Below are 18,197 nucleotides of genomic sequence, written 5' to 3'. Positions count from 1 at the left end.
GTGTCGGCGCCCGACGTAATACCCATCCACCGAGGAGTTTCACATGAGCAACGTTCCGTACAAACGTCTGAACAAGGATGATGCCGTTGTCTTGCTGGTCGATCACCAGACCGGTCTGATCTCGCTGGTTCAGGATTTCTCGCCCAACGAATTCAAGAACAACGTGCTGGCCCTCGCGGACCTGGCCAAGTTCTTCAAACTGCCGACCATTCTCACCACCAGTTTCGAAAACGGCCCGAACGGCCCGATGGTGCCGGAGCTCAAGGAACTGTTCCCGGACGCACCGTACATCCCGCGTCCAGGCCAGATCAACGCGTGGGACAACGAAGACTTCGTCAAAGCCGTCAAAGCCACCGGCCGCAAACAGTTGATCATTGCCGGCGTGGTGACGGACGTTTGCGTGACCTTCCCGACGCTGTCGGCGCTGGCAGAAGGGTTTGAAGTGTTCGTCGTCACCGACGCCTCGGGCACCTTCAACGAAACCGTGCAACAAGCGGCATGGGCGCGTATGGCGGCGGCGGGTGCGCAACTGGTGAACTGGTTCTCGGTGGCCTGCGAGCTGCAAGGTGACTGGCGCAACGACATGGAAGGCCTGGCGAATCTGTTGTCGCCACGCATTCCCAACTATCGCAATTTGATGAACAGCTATTCGGTGTTGACGTCGAAGTAAGTCACTTCAGCTACAACGCATGTACCTGTGGGAGCGAGCCTGCTCGCGAAAGCGGTGGATCAGCCAACATCTTTGTTGGATGGGCTACCGCATTCGCGAGCAGGCTCGCTCCCACAGGGTTTGTGCTGCGCTCAATATCATCGTGGCCCCAGATTAATCGGATGCCAAAAAGCCAGGAAACGGCTATAAAGTTGTCGACTGTCAACCACGGTATGACAATGAACCCGTTCGAAGACATGCGTATTTTTTGCCAGGTCATGGACTCCGGCAGCTTCACGGCCGCAGCAGATCAATTGGGGCTGTCCAAGCAGTTCGTCAGCCGGCGCCTGATGCAACTCGAAGAGCGCCTGGGCGTGCGCTTGCTCAATCGCTCGACCCGGCGGCTGGACGTCACGCCGCTGGGGCAGAGTTATTACGAGTCGGCGTTGCGCCTGCTCGGTGAAGTCGAGCAAGTGGAGCAGGGCATCGCCGGGCAAACCACCGAGCCACGGGGCACGATTCGCATCAGCGCACCCTTGTCGTTTGCACTGGCGCATTTGGGCAGCCTGCTGCCGGTGTTCCTGCAGCGATATCGCGACGTCACCGTGGAAGTGGACCTGAGTGATCGCCCGGTGGACTTGCTCAGTGAAGGCTACGACCTGGCGTTGCGTATCGGCATTCTCGAAGACTCGACGTTGATCGCCCGGCGCATCGCCTCGATCCAGCGTGTGTATTGCGCCAGCCCGACGTACCTGGCCGAACGTGGCACGCCGCTTAACCCCGAAGACCTGCACGGCCATGACTGCCTGCCGTATGGTCACGGTCGTCAGGTGCAATGGCGTTTCGAAGGGCAGGGCAAACCGCTGACCGTCAATGTCACGGGCCGGATGCGGGTCAACAACGGGGAGTTGCTCAAGGACGCGGCGATTGCCGGGATGGGGATTACCTACTTGCCGACCTTTATCGTCGGTGCAGCCTTGAAGGACGGCAGGCTGGTGCCGGTGCTGGACGCGTTTCGACCTGAGCCGCTGAGGTTGTCGGCGGTCTATCCGCAGCATCGCCAGAGTTCGCGACCGGTGCAGGCGTTGATCGAGTTTTTGCGTGAACAGCTGGATCAGACTGAAGATGGACTCTAAGCCTCACACAGTTCCCCCTGTAGGAGTGAGCCTGCTCGCGATGGCGGCGTGTCAGACGACAACAATGTTGAATGACAAATGGCTATCGCGAGCAGGCTCGCTCCCACATTGGTTCGTGGGTCGCCTCGGGTATTGGGGTAAGACAGCGATCCCCTGTGGGAGCTGGCTTGCCTGCGATGGCGGAGTGTCAGGCGACATCAATGTTGAATGACAGATGGCTATCGCGAGCAGGCTCGCTCCTACAGTTGATGTGTGGATGACCTGGGCTTAGGGGTGATCAGGTCCTTTTGTCATCGCCGTTGACATGAACACCACGGTCATCGCCGACTTCGCCGTTGGCATGGACGCCGCGGTCATCGCCGACTTCACCATTGGCGTGTACGCCACGGTCATCGCCGATTTCACCGGCGCGATGAACACCATTTTGGTTGTGGGACACTTCGCCGGAGCGATGAGCGCCGTTTTGGTTGTGGGACACTTCGCCGGAGCGCTGAGCGCCATTTTGGTTGTGGGACACTTCGCCGGCACGATGAACCCCATGGTCATCGCCGATTTCACCGGCACGATGAACGCCATGATCGTCGCCAGGTTCGGCGTGCGTGCCATTGCGCCCGGAGTTGGAGGAGGCTGTGTTGCCGGCATTGCCCGGGCCATGGTCGCTGCCGCTGTGGCTGCTGCCGCTATTGCCGCTATTGCCGCTATTGCCGCCGCTGCCGCTATTACCGCCACTGCCGCTTCCACCGTGACCGCCGCTGTTGCCGCCGCCACCGTTTCCACCACCGCCATTGCCGCCGCCACCACCGCCATTGCCACCGCCGCCGCCACCATTACCGCCGCCACCGCCACCATTGCCACCGCCGCCATGACCTCCGCCACCGCCGCCATTACCGCCACCGCCGCCGCCACTACCGCCACCGCCACCACCCCCTCCGCCGCCACCCCCACCATCCTTGGCCTGAGCGGTCGACATACTGGACAGACTATCCGGTATCAATACGGTGGACGCCGACAAGACCGCGCCAATAGCTACTGCAAGTAAAAGCTTGTTGATGTGCATGTCGTTCTCCGTCTTCTTCAGGGTTGGAACGTTGATGAACAATGCAACTTGCTGCTCGATTCAGTTGATGAACACCCCAGCGTCCGGATTTATTCGGTTTTATCGTCAACAAAAAAAGCAACGTGGCGCTCGACCCCATTCCAGAGCCTTAGTGAATGCTTGAGGCGAGCTCGAAAATCGGCATGTACATCAGGATCACGATGACCCCGATCAACAACCCGATAAACGTCATGAGCAGCGGCTCGAACAACCGGACAAACCATTCGAGCCAGCGACTGATTTCTTCGTCGTAGAAGTCGGCGCTGCGCTCCATCATTTGCCCGAGGTTGCCGGACTGCTCGCCGGCGCGCAGCAAGCGCAGGGACACCGGGGTCACGAGGTGATTGAGCTCAAGCGCAGCCGACAGCGACTGGCCCTCGCGCACCCGTTCGCAGGCTTCGTCCAGGCGTGTGCGCGAGGCCACGGTAAGCAGGCCACGCACCATGCCCATGGCGGTGACGAGGGGAATGCCGCCCTGCAGCAGAATCCCCAACGAGCGGTAGAAGCGCGCCAGTTCATACATGAAGATGCGTTTGTGGATCGCCGGGAGTTTTTCGATCAGCCGGTCTACGCCCCGACGAAAGGCCGGTTGGCGCTGGAGGAAGGCGAGGGCGACGATGATCGCCAGCAACCCGCCAAAGAATTCGCCCTGATGCGCGTGGAGGAACATGCCACTGGTCATCAACACCTGCGACAGCCACGGCAGGTTCGACCCCAGGCCTTCAAATACCAGGCTGAAGCGCGGCACCACATAGCCCATCAAAAACAACACTACGCCACCGCCCACCACCAGCAACAGCATGGGGTAGATCGACGCGCTGACGATTTTTTGTCGAACCTCGTCCATGCGCTGGCGATAGCTGACATAGCGGCCCAGGGCTTCGCCCACGGCGCCGGTCTTCTCGCTGGACTGCACCAGCGCCACATACAAAGGCGGGAATACGGCCGACAACTGACCCAGTGCCTGGGAGAAGGATTTGCCCTCGTACAGCAAGCGCACGAGTTCACTCAAAGTTTTGCGGGCCTGGGGCGCGCTTTCTTTTTCGGCCAGGCTTTCCAGCGCATCGATCAGCGGCAGGCCTGCATTGAGCAGGGTGGTCAGTTCCTGGCTGAACAACACCAGGTTGAAAGTCTCGCGCTGTTGCAGACGCAAGGCGCGCCAGTGCCGCTCGGCCTGCAGGCTGACCACCCGCAAGCCCTGGTCTTCGACGATGCGCCGAGCCTCGCTGTGACCGGGGGCCTCGACCGTCATCGAGACCACGCCGGCCTTGCCCACGGCTTTGAGATGAAAGCGCATGGTCTTCCCCCGTCATTGCCAACTGGTGACTTCGGCGTTTTCGCCTTCGCCACCGGGCTGCCCGTCCTTGCCCATGGACAGCAGATCGTACTCACCGTTTTCGCCGGGATAGCGGTAGGTGTAGTTACGGCCCCAAGGGTCCTGCGGCAATTTTTTCTGCAAGTAAGGGCCGGTCCAGTGGGTTTCATCGCTCGGCGCGGTGACCAGCGCCTGCAAGCCCTGTTCGGTCGACGGGTAGTGCCCGACCTCCAGGCGATACAAATCCAGCGCCTTGCCCAGGCCCTCGATTTGCGCCTTGGCGACCTTGACTTCGGAACGGCCCAGCTGGGCGAAATACTTCGGCGCGACGATGCCGGCCAACAGCCCCAGCACCACCAGCACCACCAGCAGTTCGAGCAGGGTGAACCCGCGTTGCGTACGCGGGGCACAGCACAGACGTTGATTCATGATGACCTCACACAATCGGCAGAAGGGTCGCAATAAAGGCTTATGCAATTGCCATGCAAAGCCTTGGGCAACCTTCTGAACCTCCCGTACTACGGCCTTTCACGCTTACGGCACAGTGCTTGCGTATGGCTGATTAACGATCGGCCAGTGGGGCATTACCCCCAATTTTCGGGGCCGGCCAGGGGAGGTAGAACAATGAAAACACTCACCACTGGATTGCTCGGATGTCTGCTGTTGAGCAGCGTTGCACAGGCCGATGTCTTCGTTTCCGTGGACGCCAAGGGCAGCTACGTTTTGTCCAACGTTCACCGTCCCGGCCGCACCTATGAACGGGTGATTCACGAGCCCACCGCGGCGGTCGTCAGCCTCGACCAGCAACCGCAGATGATTGCCGCGCAACCTTATGCCGAGCTGGTCTCGGCGGCCGCCAAGGCCAACGAAGTACCGGCGGCGCTGTTGCACGCCGTCATCCGCGCCGAGTCCCGCTACAACGCCGATGCAACGTCCGCCAAAGGCGCTGGCGGGTTGATGCAATTGATGCCCGAGACCGCGCGGGAGATGGGGGTCAAGGATGTCTACGATCCCAAGTCCAACATCCAGGGCGGCGCCAAATACCTCAAGCGTCTGTTGACCCTGTTCGACAACGACATTGCTCTCGCGGTAGCGGCCTACAACGCCGGGCCGCAAGCGGTGCTCAGCCGTGGCGGGGTGATCCCGCCGTTCGCCGAAACCCAGCGCTATGTGCCGGATGTCCTGCGCCAATACCGGCGTTTGCAGGGCCTGGCCGTGGACGCGCCGTTGTAGTCGAGCCCCAGTGCCGGTTTGCCCCAACAGTGGGGAATGATGGCCCCGGCAGAAAAGTGGGGAATTAGTGGGGAATATCCCCCGAGTTATCAAGTCGTCACAGTAACTGGCTGAAAAACAACACAATTATTTTTGGCATGGGGATTGCTCCAGCGCACTTGTCGAGAATTGTTCCTGTGAACACCCAACGCGAGGCCCGAGATTATGTCCGGCATACCCCACGCACATCATCTGGTTAATCTGCTGTTGTTTTTAGCGCCCTTGTTTGGCATCGAGCTGGCCGAAGCGGCCGCCCGTTGCGAACGCAATCTGGTGGCGAACGTCGTGGCGCTGGATCAGCCGCTGATGTTCAACCGCCTCGGTGCACAGAACGCCAACGGCATGATGTTCGCCCTGCGCCGTGACGTGGTCGACGATCACAACATGTCCCTCGCCCAGGGTGGCGCGGCGGTGCCGGGCAAAGTCTCGTTGCGGCCGGACAAGCGTCCGCGTCCCCTGGTGCTGCGGGTAGCGGCGGGTGATTGCCTGACGATCAACCTGCAAAACCTGCTGGCGTATCAGGCCAACCCCGGCAAGCACGAAGAGACCGAAGTCGAGGGCGCAGAAGGGGGGGCAACCGGCAATGCCGACCAGTTCAAGGTTGATGAGCAAGTCACCGACCGCCATGTCGGCTTCCAGGTCAACGGCCTGCAAGCGGTCAACAGCATTGACGACATTGCGTCCTTCACCGGGCGCAATGCCAACACGCTGATTCCGCCCGGTGCCACGCGTTCCTACACCCTGTACGCCGAGCGTGAAGGTGCGTTTGCGGCCAGCAGCCGTGGCGCCACATTCGGTGGTGAAGGCGATGCAGGCAACGTCGCCAACGGTCTGTTCGGTGAGGTTGTGGTGGTGCCCAAGGGCGGCCGGACCTATCGCAACACCGTGACCGAAGAAGAAATGCGCCTGGCCAGCAGCGGCCGCACGCCGGCGGGCCAGCCGATTGTCGATTACCAGGCGCGCTACCCGCAGCGCGAGCCGTGGATCCGTGAAGGCAAGGCCGGCACGCCGATCATCGGCATGGTCGATGGCAATGAAATCATCTCCAGCGAGAGCGATGCGATCGTGATGGGCAGCAACGCCGATGGCAGCTTCCCGCCCGCGACCTACCCGCTGGAAGCCATCGGCAAACGCAACCCTGCGCTGCCTAACCGGCTGGAACCGTTCCGCGATTTCGCCTCGCAGTTCCAGGATGAGGTGGCGGCGACCCAGGCATTCCCCGCGTACTGGGCGGACCCGGTGATGGCTCACGTGCTGGAGCCGACCCGCGACTCGTTCATGATCAACTACGGTTCCGGCGGCATGGGCGCCGAAGTGGTGGCCAACCGTCTGGGCGTTGGGCCGATGCATGATTGCCTGTCCTGCGCCTATGAAGAATTCTTCCTCAGTTCCCACACCGTGGGGGACGTGGCGATGCTGGTGGACGTACCGGCCAACGTCGGCCTGGAAAACATTCTTCCGGGTGAAACGCCGCGCGCCGATCAGGTCGGGGTCAAGGCGACCATGGCGCTGTATCCGTCCGAGCCGGCCAACGTCAACCACAGCTACATCGGAGACTTCGTCAAATTCCGCAACACCCACAACGGTCACGAGCAGCACATCTTCCACTTGCACGGCCATCAATGGCTGTTCAACCCCAATGACGATAACTCCGACTATGTCGATGCCCAGGGCATTGGTCCGGGCGCCGGTTACACCTATGAAATCGCCAATGGTGGGTCGGGCAATCGCAACCGCGTTGCCGGCGATGCGATCTATCACTGCCACTTCTATCCGCACTTTGCCCAAGGCATGTGGAGCATGTGGCGGGTGCACGATGTGTTCGAGGAAGGCACCAAACTCGAAGTGTCCCAACAGGGCACCGACGGTTATCACAGCGAACCTTACGCGTTGCGCAGCGGTAAACCGGCGGCGGGCGCACGGGCCTTGCCGGATGGCGAGATCATTGCCGGCACACCGATTCCCGCAGTCGTTCCGCTGCCGGGCAAAGCCATGGCGCCAATGCCGGGCAAAGTCGCGGTCGTACCGAAGATCAGCGAAACCCTGGTGGCCAGTCAGGGTGATGACGACGAGGAGGGCGATGACGACGGCGAACATCACGGTGGCAGCGGTGGTGCTCAAGCCATCGGTTCCCTGGCTCTGGTCGACCGCAGCGAAGCCAACCGCAATGCCGACGGCAGCCTGAAAAACCCGGGTTATCCGTTCTGGATCGGCGGCATGGAAAGTTCGGTGGGCCAACGTCCGCCAACCCCGCCGCTGGACATGCTCGACGCCGCCAAGGCGCAATCCCTGAAAACCAGCGGCAATGCCTTGTGGGCCAACCTCGATCCGGCGCAGTCCGGTGGTTGGGACGGCGGTCTGGGGCGTCATTCACTGGACGGTTTCTCTTCGGGTGGTCAGGCGCACACCGTCACCACGTCGCTGGATTTCTCCAAGGAAGTGACCCGCGCCAAACCGATTTACATGCCTGAGGAAGGCACCGAAGTGGAACAGGCCGCCATGGCCTTCCACGCCAAAAAAGAACATCCGAGTTTCGCCGTACTGCCGGGCAATCAAGTGGTGGCGCGCAATTTCCGCACCAACGGCGCCTTGCCGATGGCGGGTGCGCCGTACTACGAACCGTGCATGGACGATCGGCAAAAACGCCTGACCGCCAGCGCCGGCACCGGCGAGTTCAACAGCGGCGAACGGATCGACGGCCTGTCGTTTACCGGTTCCTCGACCTTCACCGCCGACCGTCCGCGCATCTATAAGGCCGCGAACATTCAGTTCGACGCGGTGTACAACAAGGTCGGCTACCACTTCCCGCAAGCGCGCATCCTGGCGCTGTGGGAAGACGCCTGGCCGGTGATCACCAAACAGCGTCCGCCAGAACCGCTGGTGATGCGCATGAACACGTTCGATTGCGTGCAGTACCAGCAAACCAACCTGGTGCCGGCCATCTACGAGATGGATGACTATCAGGTGCGCACGCCAACCGACGTGATCGGTCAGCACATCCACCTGCCGAAATGGGACCTGACTGCCGCCGATGGCTCGGCCAACGGCTGGAACTATGAAGACGGCGTGCTTTCCCCCGGTGCCGTGCAAGAGCGCATCCACGCGATTCGCCTGTTCAACCAGTGCGAAGGCACCGACCCGCGTGACGGCACACCGGCTTGCCCGGTGGCCAAGGCGCATCCGTTCTTTGGTCAATATGGCCGGGCCGACTGGGTGGGCGCGCGCACGGCGATGCAGCGCTGGTTCGTCGATCCGGTGGTCAACAGCAAAGGCGTCGACCGTGGGCTGGGAACCATTTTCACCCACGACCACTTGGGCCCATCGACGCACCAACAAATCGGTCTGTACGCCACCGTGCTGGCAGAGCCGGCCGGTTCCACCTGGTTCCACGCCGAAACCGGCGAGCCGTTGTACAGCGGTGCGCGGCAGGACGGCGGGCCGACCTCGTGGCAAGCAGTGATTTCGACCGGTGACCTGGACGGCGACGGCAAGAACGACAGCTTCCGCGAGTTCTTCCTCGAATACAGCGACTTCCAGCACGCCTATGAAGCCGGTGTGTATGTGGGCGCTGGTCCGAACGGCGTGCCGGATGCGCAATCCTTCCCGGCCACCGCCGACAGCTTCCGCTACGCGATCAACCCGCCGGTGCGCAAGGAAGCCGCGACCCTGCTTGAGCAAGTGGTAGAAGCCCGCGGTGGGCTGTCGCCTGGTTGCCCAAGCCGGCCTTGCCCGCAAGCCATCTCGGTGGATGACCCCGGCATGTTCGTGGTCAATTACCGCAACGAACCGCTGGCCCTGCGGGTGTATGACCCGAACAAGGTCGGCCCGGACGGCAAGCGCGGCATGCAGGCCGACGGCCTCGGTGGCGACCTTGCGTACGCCATGCAAAGCCGCACCGACCGGGCGATCCCGGCGATGAACCTGGCGCCTAACCTGGTCACCGCTGCCACCGGCCCTACCGGCGGCACCACGCTGTTCCCGCCGCACATCAACAAGGGCGGTGCGGAACCGGGTGATCCGTTCACCCCGATGCTGCGCACCTACACCGGTGACAACGTGCGGCTGCGGGTGCATGCGGGCGGTCATGAAGAAGAACACAACGTGACCCTGCACGGCGTGAAGTGGCTGCAAAGCGGTTCCGGTTTCGGTAACAGCTCCAACTCCGGCTGGCGTTCGTCGCAAATGATCGGGATCTCCGAGCAGATGGGCTTCATCGCGCCGGTCTCGATGCTGTCCAGCTCAGCGGCGACCACCGGGGATTACCTGTACTCGATGGACGCTTCCCTGGAAGGTTACTGGAGCGGAATCTGGGGCGTGATGCGCAACTACACCGCGCAACGCAATGACCTGTTCGCGCTGCCGAACAACCCGAAACCGGCGGGCATGCGCAACACCGTGGCCTTCGATGGCGCTTGCCCACGGATTGGCGCCAACCCCAATGGCATCGGAACCCGGCCGACCGTGCAACGCAACTATGAAGTGGTCGCGGCGCTGGCCAACGACATCCTCGGCAACCCGCTGAACCTGTCCATGGCGGACCCGGCGGGCATCGGCCAGCATGTGGGCGGGCCGTTGAATCCGGCGGGCGGTACGCTGGTGTACAACTCCCGTGCAGTGAGCATTCCACAGGTCACGGTGAACGATCCCGAGGACGGCACGACCTTCACCATCGGCGGGCAAAGCGGCCCGTTGCATGACCCGACCGCGATTCTGTACGTGCGCAAGTCCGACCTCGACCCGGTCACCGGCAAGCTCAAACCCGGTGTACCTGTGGAACCGCTGGTGCTGCGCGCGGCGGCTGGTGATTGTATCAACATCACCCTGGAAAACCGTTTGCCGACCGTGATGCCGGACCTGGTCCAGACCGCTTCGGTGATGGGCATGGTCAAGCGTGACCGCAACGGTGGCGAAGGTTCGACCACCTTCAGCAACAACCTGATGCGGCCGTCCAGCACGGTGGGCTTGCACGCTCAACTGCTGGCGTACGACATCACCAAATCCGACGGCACCAACGTCGGTACCAACCCGATCCAGACCGTACCGCCACGCGTTGGCAACAGCGGTGCGTACCCGACGCGTACTTATCAGTACTACGCCGGGCACCTGGAACGTGAAGGCAAGCCGATTACGCAACTGGGCCGCAGTGTCGACAACATCAACGCCACGGCGGTGGAGTTCGGCGGGTTGAATTTCACTCCGGCCGACGTGATCAAGCAGCCACAAAAAGGTCTCGGTGGTGCGATGAGCATCCTGCCGATCGGCGCGACCTGGGTTGAGGATGCGCGCAAGGTCAACGCGACGGTCACCGCGCCTGGGCAGACCACCTACCGCGACTTTGCGATGGTCTGGCAGAAGGCACTCAACATGCGTTGGGCCAATGGCCGGCCGGTGGAAGGCATTGCCTCGGAAGCGGGTGTGCCGACCGATCCGCAGGACAACTCGAGCATGGCGATCAACTATAAAACCGAGCCGATGTGGTACCGCTTCGGCCTGCCGCCGGACGCGCCGTTCGGTCACGCCGACGGTAATGGTTACGGCGACGTGCCCAACGCGCACATGGCCTACAGCAACGCGCTGGTGGGGGGCGATCCGCAGACGCCGGTGCTGTATGCCAAACCGGGGCAACCGTTCCGCACCCACATCCTGATGCCCACCGGTGGCAGCCGTGGTTCGACGTTCCAGCTGGACGGTCACGTCTGGTCGGTCAACCCGTTCCAGTCGGAGAAGAGCGACACCGGCGGTTATCCGATGGGGACGCCGGGCGTGGGTTCGGTGCGGTTCGGCTACAACCCGATGTCGATGTACATCGGCGCCCACGAAAGCATCCTGCCGGCGGCGCACTTCAGCTTCATGCACCCGAGCGCCGGGGGCAGCAATGCGATACCGGGCGATTACCTGTTCCGTGACTACGCCGCCTACGGCAATACCGCCGGGCTGTGGGGGTTGCTGCGGGTGACCAACGAACCGGAACCGGCACCGGCGCCGTAAGGCATGCCAGTACAGAGAAGGAACGAGCGATGAGTCATCTGTGGCGAGGGAGCTTGCTCCCGCTGGGTCGCGAAGCGGCCCCCCTCTTCACCCAAAAGGAAGGGGACTGCTGCGCAGTCCAGCGGGAGCAAGCTCCCTCGCCACAGGTTCACCGTACGTAGGCAGACACAGATCTGAAGGGGAGAAAGGGATGAACAGGACCATCAGAATCGCCAGTGGCGCGCTGGTTTTAGGCGTTGCGCTGATCAGCCTGGGTGTGTGGCGCACCGCGCCGCCGAGCATGCTCAGCGAAGTCGCCCTGCCGGACACCTGGAGCGGCCAGAACCTCTCCCGTGACGGGGTCTCGGTGGCGCTTGAGGTCAAGCCTTTGGCCAAGGACGGTGTACTGCGCGAAGGCGAGTTTGCCGACGTACAGTTCCGGGTCAAGGACAGCACTTCGGGCCAGCCATTGTCTGGCGTCAACCCCGGCGCCTGGCTCGACCCCGAAACCGTTGCCGCCGACCAGGCCCAAGGCCGCGAGCGAAGCTGCAAATCCCGGGTCGGGGTGTTCCTCAAATCGAGCATTGGCGCGCGGCCGTTGCTGGACCTGAACAGCTACTTCCTGCTGGTGATGAACCGCGATGCCAGCGTGTCAGTGGTCGACCCGTCGGTGTCGGTGGGCGGCATCACCAGCACCATGGCCCGGATCGACCTCAAACAACCGCCGATGGATTGGGTGACCCCGAGGGACAACAAACGCGTGTTTTTGTCGATGCCGACCGCCGGGGAAGTGGCGGTGATCGACAGTGAGCAATTCAAATTGCTGGAGTCGGTGAGTGCTGGCAGCAACCCGGTGCGCGTGGCCCTGCAACCGGATGAACGTCTGTTGTGGGTCGGCAACAATGCGTCGACCGCCGACGAGTCCGGCGTCACGGTCATCGACACCCGCAGCCTCAAGACCCTCAAACACCTGGCCACCGGGGCCGGGCATCACGAAATCGCCTTCAGCAAGGACAGCCGCTTTGCCTTCGTCACCAACCGCGACGACGGCACCTTGAGCATCATCGACATCGCCAGCCTGACCGTCAGCAAGCAACTCAAGACCGGCTCGCACCCGCTGTCGGTGGCGTACTCGCCGCTGTCCCAGGCGGTGTACGTCGCCGATGGCGAGGACGGCACCGTGACTGTGGTCGACAGCGCCAGCCTGGCGGTGCGCCGGGTGATCAAGGCAAAGCAGGGCCTGGGACCGATGGGCTTCAGCGCTGACGGTCGCTTCGGCATTGTGCTCAACACCCTGGAGAATCAGGCCTCGGTGATCGACGCCGCGACCGACTCGCTGATCCATGAACTGGACGTGTCGGCCGAGCCCTATCAGGTGGTGTTCACCAAGGCCTATGCCTATGTGCGCGGACTGGCGTCGGCCAAAGTCACCATGATCAACCTGTCGTCGCTGGGCCAGGGGCGCACGCCGATCAGCCAGGGATTTGAGGCCGGGCCGCAAGCGCCACGGCTGGCCGGTGATCTGCCGCTGGCGTCAAGCCTGGCAGTGTCGCGGGACGACAACGCGGTGTTCGTGGTCAACCCGGTGGACAACACCACCTATTTCTACGCCGAAGGGATGAACGCGCCGATGTCCGGATACCCCAATCGCGGGCAAGTGGCGCGGGCGGCGATGGTCATCGACCGCAGCTTGCGCGAGGTTGAACCGGGGCTGTACAGCGCGCGGATCAAGTTGCCATCGGCCGGGCGTTTCGACGTGGCGTTCCTGCTCAATCAACCGAACATCATTCACTGCTTCACCGCGTTGGTCGAGCCAGACCCATCAATCGCCCAACACCCCGGCGCGCCCAAAGTGGAGTTCATGCTCGACAAGTCCACGGCCGCCCTCGGCAGCCCCTACGTGGTGCGCTTTCGCATCGTCCAGGGCCAGCAGAAGACCCGGCGCAGCGGGGTCAAGGATGTTCAGGTGCGCTACTTCCGCGCGCCGACGTCCCGGGCGCAGGAAGTCGCGGCCCTCGACATGGGCAATGGCATCTATGAAGCCCCGGTGACCCTGGACCAGAACGGCGCTTGGTACTTGCACGTCCGTGCGGCGTCGCTGGGTGCGAATTTCGACGACAAGACCTTTGCCAGCGTCCGGGTTCTGCCCGGCACTGCGAACTGAAGAGGACACCGACATGAACCGTTTCGCAAACCGTGGATGGCTGACGTTCTGCCTGTTGGCGGCCGGTATCGGTCAGGCCCTGGCGCACTCGGCGGACGAACACGCCGGGCACGACATGCCGCCCAAAAGCGCCACTTCCGAAAGCGCCCAGGTCAAGTTCGCCGACGTGGCACTGGTGGACCAGAACGGCAAATCGGTGCGCCTGGAAAAGGACCTGATCAGCAACAAAATCGTGGTCATGAGCTTCATCTACACCAGTTGCACCACGGTCTGCCCGGTGGTGTCCTCGATCATGGGCAAGGTGCAAAAACAACTCGGTGCCCGGGTCGGTGGCGAGGTGCAGCTGGTGTCGATCAGCGTCGACCCGCAGCGCGACGACGCCAAACGCCTGAACGACTACGCCCGCAACTTCCAGAACGGTCCGGGCTGGAGCTGGCTGACCGGCAGTTCGCAGTCGATCAATGAAACCCTCAAGGGCCTGGGCTCGTTCAGTGGCGACTTCAAGAACCATCAGCCATTGATCCTCGTCGGCGATGGCAACAGCCGCCACTGGACTCGCTACTACGGCTTCACCGACCCGGCCGTGCTGACCCGTGAAGTCGAGAAGATCAGCGGCCAGCGCAATGCCCACGCCAAACACACCGCCATTGCCATGGAGCAACAGCCATGAGAGCGCTCGCCCTGATCCTCTTCACAATGTGCTTTTGCATTGTCAGCTTGATGGCGTTTGCCCACGAAGGGCACGAAGAAACCGCGTCGGCAGTGGCTGCCGCGCAACCGGCGACCGGCACGCACGATGCGAAAACCTGGTTCACCGACACGCCGTTGCAGGATCAGAACGGCGAGACCCTGCGCTTCTACAGCGACGCGCTGCAAAACCGCGTGGTGCTGCTGAACGTGATTTTCACCAGCTGCAACGACGCCTGTCCGCTGATCACCCGCAAGCTCAAGGAAGTGCGTGAGTTGCTGGGCGACAAGGCTGATGGCATCACCTTTATCTCCCTTACCAGTGATCCGCTGCGCGATACGCCGGCGGTACTCAAGGCTTACACCTTGAAACAGGGCGTCGATGGGCCCCACTGGTTTTTTCTCACTGGCGACAAGGCGCAAATGGACCTTGTCCTGAGTCGTATCGGCCAGATCGTGCCGACCCCCGAACAGCATTCCACGCAGTTGATCGTCGGTGACGTGGCGAACAAGCGCTGGAGCAAAATCCGTCCCGATGCCCCGGCCGCCGCCATTGCTCAGCGCTTGCAGTTGCTGACCATGCCCGTGGCCGGTCGTTGAGCGCGCCATGAAAACGTCCCTGGTCCTCGGCCTGCTACTGCTTGGCGGCATGCATTGCACCGCCCATGCGTTAGCGCTCACCCCTAGCGAAAGTGCGGGCAAACGCCTGTACCGCGAGGGTTTGTCCGAGAGCGGTGAACCGGTCATGGCCCGGGTCGGCGCCGCCGACATGATCTTGCCGGCCAGCAGCTTGCCGTGCGCCAACTGCCATGGCGCCGACGGTCAGGGGCGGCCGGAAGGCGGGGTGCGGCCGCCGGACATCAGCTGGTCGCGGCTCTCCAGCCGCTATGGCCAGGAGCAAGTCAACGGTCGCGACTATCCGGCCTACACCGAGGGCGCGTTGGCCCGAGCCATTGCCGAAGGTCGCGATTCGGCCAACAACCGACTGGATCCGGCGATGCCGCGGTTCGTGCTGTCGATGAAGGATCAACGCAACCTCACGGCCTACCTCAAGCGTGTGGCCGATGACCGCGACCCCGGATTGACCGCCGACAGTCTGCACCTGGGCACCTTGTTGCCCAGTCAGGGACCGCTGGCCGATGAGGGCGCTACGGTGGCGGCGGTACTCAAGGGCAGCGTGGAGCGCATTAATCTGGCGGGCGGCATTCATGGTCGGCAGGTGAATCTGACCATCCTCGACCCTGGCCCGGACCGCGCCAGTGCCGAGCGGGCGCTGGAGCAGTTGATCGACCAGGAACAAGTGTTCGCCCTGATCTCACCGCTGGCACCGGCGCTGGACGTGGACCTGGCGGCGCGTCTGGAACAGGCCGGGATTCCGCTGATCGGGCCGCTCTCGTTACAAGGCATGGCGCAGGCCAGTCGGCAAATCTTTGAACCGTTGCCGGGGCTGCGCGAACAGCTGATCGCCCTGGCCGACTATGGCACCGCCAATTTGCGTGTGCTCAAGGGGCCGACGCTGATTATCTACCCAGACGAGCCGAGCCAACGGCAGGCGGCGCAGGACCTCGGCCAATACTTGCAGGATCACGGCTGGCAAGAGGTGCGGTTGCAAGCCTACGACGAGGCACAAGACGAACTGCCGCTGGGCTCGCGCTCGGTGTTTTACCTGGGCAGTGGCAGAGGTTTCAGTCGCCTGGCCGAGCGTTTGCAAAAAGCGGGGCAGGTGCCTTACCTGTTCGCGGCCTCGAATCAGGTGGCCGGTGACGTGTTGCAAATGCCCAGCGGGTTTTCCCGTCGGTTGTTCTTGGCCTACCCGTTCGTGCCCAGCGACTGGACGCTGGCCGGGCGCCTGGCGCTGACGCAATTGCGCGAAAACCAGGGGTTGGGCGGTCAGCACGCGGTGCTGCAAGTCGGCGCCTACAGCTCGATGCTGCTGTTGAGCGAAGGCATGAAGCAGGCCGGGCGCGACGCCAGCCGCGAGAAGCTCATCAGCGCCCTGGAAGGCTTGCATGATTTCGAGACCGGGTTGACCCCGTTGATCAACTTTGGCCCGGGCCGTCGCTTGGGCTTGAGCGGTGCCCACGTCGTGACGGTGGACTTGCCCGACCAGCGCTTCTTTGTGGTTGCACCCTACAAACCCATTGCTGCCATGCCCTGACCGGAGGCCGATCATGAAACTCAACATTGCGCTGATGCTGCTGACACTGTGGGTCCCGGTCGCGTTGTGCAACAACGGCCCGGCCGCCGCGCGGGTCAATGGCGAGGAAATTTCCGAGTTTCGCCTGGAGCGCTATTTCGCCGAATTCCTCGAGGATCAGGGCCGGGCGGTGGGCAACATTCGCAACCCCAAGGCTTATAAGCAGCTGCGGCAGAAGGCGCTGGACGCCTTGATCGACAAGGAGCTGCTGTGGCAAGAAGCGCTCAAGCGCGGCGTGGTGATCAGCGATGCCGACGTGCAACGCCAGGTTGACCAGACCCGCCAAGCCATCGGCGGCCCGGAGGTGTTTGCCCGCCGGCTCCAGGACGCCGGTTTTGATGAAGCCAGCTTCACCGAATACACCCGTCGGGAACTGGCGGCCCAGCAAGTCTTTGCCGAGCTGGTGCAGGCGGGGGGAACACCGGATGAAAAACAGGTCCGGACGTTTTACGAGGAACATCGCGCCGACATGAGCAGGCCAGAAGAAATCCAGGCCCGGCACATCCTGATCAAAGTGCCGCAAGACGCCGATGCCGCCACGGTTGAAGCGGCGCGGCTACGCTTAATAGAGATGCGCGCGAAAATCAGCCAGGGCGAGGACTTTGCCAGTGTCGCCAAGGCCGGCTCCGAAGATGCTTCGGCCAAAGAGGGCGGCGATCTGGGCTATTTTCCTCGGGGGCGCATGCTGCCCGAGTTCGAAGCGGCGGCCTTCGCCCTGACGCCGGGGGCCGTCAGCGAACCGGTGCGTACGCCGTTGGGCTGGCATTTGATTTATCTACAGAACCACTTGGAGGCAGCCGATGTCTCAGAAATGCAGGGGCTTGAAATGGTCAGGGCTTACCTTGCCCGACAGCAACAGGCTCAAGCACGTCTGCAAGTTCTGGCGCAGCTTCGATCAAACAATCGAATCGAACGGATTGACGATGATTGATGCTTCACCCCCAAATGTGGGGAAAGCTTCAATGCAAATCCGGGCGCTTCCCCGTCTTTGGGGGACGGGGTTTGCGAGCGAAAAGGTTTTTTCATGAAAATCAAAGCGATGTGTCGACCAAAAAGCGGCACTCAGTCTGGCATGAAGTGTGCGTTAGCCTAATTAAGGCGCGCACTCCCAGGCACGGATATCGGACCTGCGGTTACAAGGAGTCCACCTTGTTGAACAAAATACTGGTTGTTGAAGACGAACAGCTGCTTGCACAAAACCTCCGGGATTATCTGGCGGCGCAAGGGCTGGATGTCCTGGTAGCGAACGACGGTGCGAAGGCCATCGGCGAAGCCGAGAAATTTGCACCCGATGTGATGGTGTTCGATTACCGCTTGCCCGATATGGAAGGCTTTGAGGTGCTCGACGCGGTCCGCCAGAACAGGAATTGCCATTTTGTGCTGATTACCGGGCACCCCACCGCTGAAGTCTGTGAGCGGGCCCGGCAACTGGGAGTCAGCCATATCCTGTTCAAACCGTTTCCGTTGGCGGAACTGGCCCGAGCAGTCTGTGACCTTTTAGGGATGAAGCGCGAACCCAAAACGGGCGTGAGCACCTCCGAAGGATTCGTCGAACGACGCCAGAGCAGGACCGAGAGTTTCCCGCTGCAGTTGTACGACGGTAGTTGGGTGCTTGCAGATCGCCGACGAACATCGGCCTCCATGGCGCCAGACGACGAACAACTGCTCACCGGGGAGTAATTGGCGCGACAAGGCGTTCCGGCATTCGCCGCGA

The 18,197-nt window shown here is 62.3% G+C and carries 13 protein-coding genes; 10 read left to right on the top strand and 3 right to left on the bottom strand.

Annotated features, from left to right (window positions below):
• Positions 1-43: 43 nt before the first annotated feature.
• Together ycaC and ACWKV5_RS02330 are read left to right on the top strand one after the other, a co-directional pair.
• Complete coding sequence (gene ycaC / locus ACWKV5_RS02335) at positions 44-670, top strand: isochorismate family cysteine hydrolase YcaC (protein ID WP_123434523.1); 627 nt, start codon at positions 44-46, stop codon at positions 668-670.
• 218 nt (positions 671-888) lie between these two features.
• Positions 889-1,785 carry a LysR family transcriptional regulator gene (locus tag ACWKV5_RS02330; protein ID WP_483839995.1) on the top strand — a complete coding sequence of 299 codons (897 nt, stop codon included), beginning with the start codon at positions 889-891 and terminating at the stop codon, positions 1,783-1,785.
• A gap of 277 nt (positions 1,786-2,062) precedes the next feature.
• Here ACWKV5_RS02330 and ACWKV5_RS02325 read toward each other — a convergent pair whose 3' ends face one another.
• The 3 genes from ACWKV5_RS02325 to gspG form a co-directional block, all read right to left on the bottom strand.
• On the bottom strand, positions 2,063-2,842 hold the full coding sequence (locus tag ACWKV5_RS02325) for a hypothetical protein (protein WP_483839994.1): 780 nt from the start codon (positions 2,840-2,842) through the stop codon (positions 2,063-2,065).
• A gap of 148 nt (positions 2,843-2,990) precedes the next feature.
• Complete coding sequence (locus tag ACWKV5_RS02320) at positions 2,991-4,178, bottom strand: type II secretion system F family protein (protein WP_483839993.1); 1,188 nt, start codon at positions 4,176-4,178, stop codon at positions 2,991-2,993.
• 12 nt (positions 4,179-4,190) lie between these two features.
• Complete coding sequence (gene gspG, locus ACWKV5_RS02315; RefSeq protein ID WP_059181132.1) at positions 4,191-4,625, bottom strand: type II secretion system major pseudopilin GspG; 435 nt, start codon at positions 4,623-4,625, stop codon at positions 4,191-4,193.
• A 195-nt stretch (positions 4,626-4,820) separates the two neighbouring features.
• Between gspG and ACWKV5_RS02310 the strand changes: the two genes are divergently transcribed.
• From ACWKV5_RS02310 to ACWKV5_RS02275, 8 genes are all read left to right on the top strand, one after another.
• Entirely contained in the window at positions 4,821-5,429 is a 609-nt protein-coding gene (locus ACWKV5_RS02310) for a lytic transglycosylase domain-containing protein (protein ID WP_483839992.1), read from the top strand.
• A gap of 204 nt (positions 5,430-5,633) precedes the next feature.
• Positions 5,634-11,456, top strand: coding sequence for a manganese-oxidizing multicopper oxidase MnxG (mnxG, locus tag ACWKV5_RS02305; RefSeq protein ID WP_483839991.1), 5,823 nt, complete (start codon positions 5,634-5,636; stop codon positions 11,454-11,456).
• A 190-nt stretch (positions 11,457-11,646) separates the two neighbouring features.
• Positions 11,647-13,599: a cytochrome D1 domain-containing protein gene (locus ACWKV5_RS02300; RefSeq protein ID WP_483839990.1), complete on the top strand. Its 1,953-nt coding sequence runs from the start codon at positions 11,647-11,649 to the stop codon at positions 13,597-13,599.
• Between the two features lie 13 nt (positions 13,600-13,612).
• Complete coding sequence (locus ACWKV5_RS02295) at positions 13,613-14,269, top strand: SCO family protein (protein ID WP_483839989.1); 657 nt, start codon at positions 13,613-13,615, stop codon at positions 14,267-14,269.
• The gene (locus tag ACWKV5_RS02290) at positions 14,266-14,886 is read left to right on the top strand and encodes an SCO family protein (RefSeq protein ID WP_483839988.1); all 621 of its coding nucleotides are present in this window, start codon (positions 14,266-14,268) and stop codon (positions 14,884-14,886) included. The genes ACWKV5_RS02295 and ACWKV5_RS02290 overlap by 4 nt, the downstream gene beginning before the upstream one ends.
• Positions 14,887-14,893: 7 nt before the next feature.
• Positions 14,894-16,444: a cytochrome c/ABC transporter substrate-binding protein gene (locus tag ACWKV5_RS02285; RefSeq protein ID WP_483839987.1), complete on the top strand. Its 1,551-nt coding sequence runs from the start codon at positions 14,894-14,896 to the stop codon at positions 16,442-16,444.
• Between the two features lie 13 nt (positions 16,445-16,457).
• Entirely contained in the window at positions 16,458-17,414 is a 957-nt protein-coding gene (locus ACWKV5_RS02280; RefSeq protein ID WP_483839986.1) for a peptidylprolyl isomerase, read from the top strand.
• Positions 17,415-17,632: 218 nt separating this feature from the next.
• Positions 17,633-18,163 (top strand): response regulator, encoded by a 531-nt coding sequence (locus ACWKV5_RS02275; RefSeq protein ID WP_483839985.1) that lies wholly within the window; start codon positions 17,633-17,635, stop codon positions 18,161-18,163.
• The last annotated feature ends 34 nt before the right edge of the window (positions 18,164-18,197 follow it).

It is taken from the genome of Pseudomonas oplopanacis (genome assembly GCF_057128725.1).
Note: the sequence above shows the minus strand (reverse complement) of the source record. Positions and strands in the feature narration are given on the sequence as shown.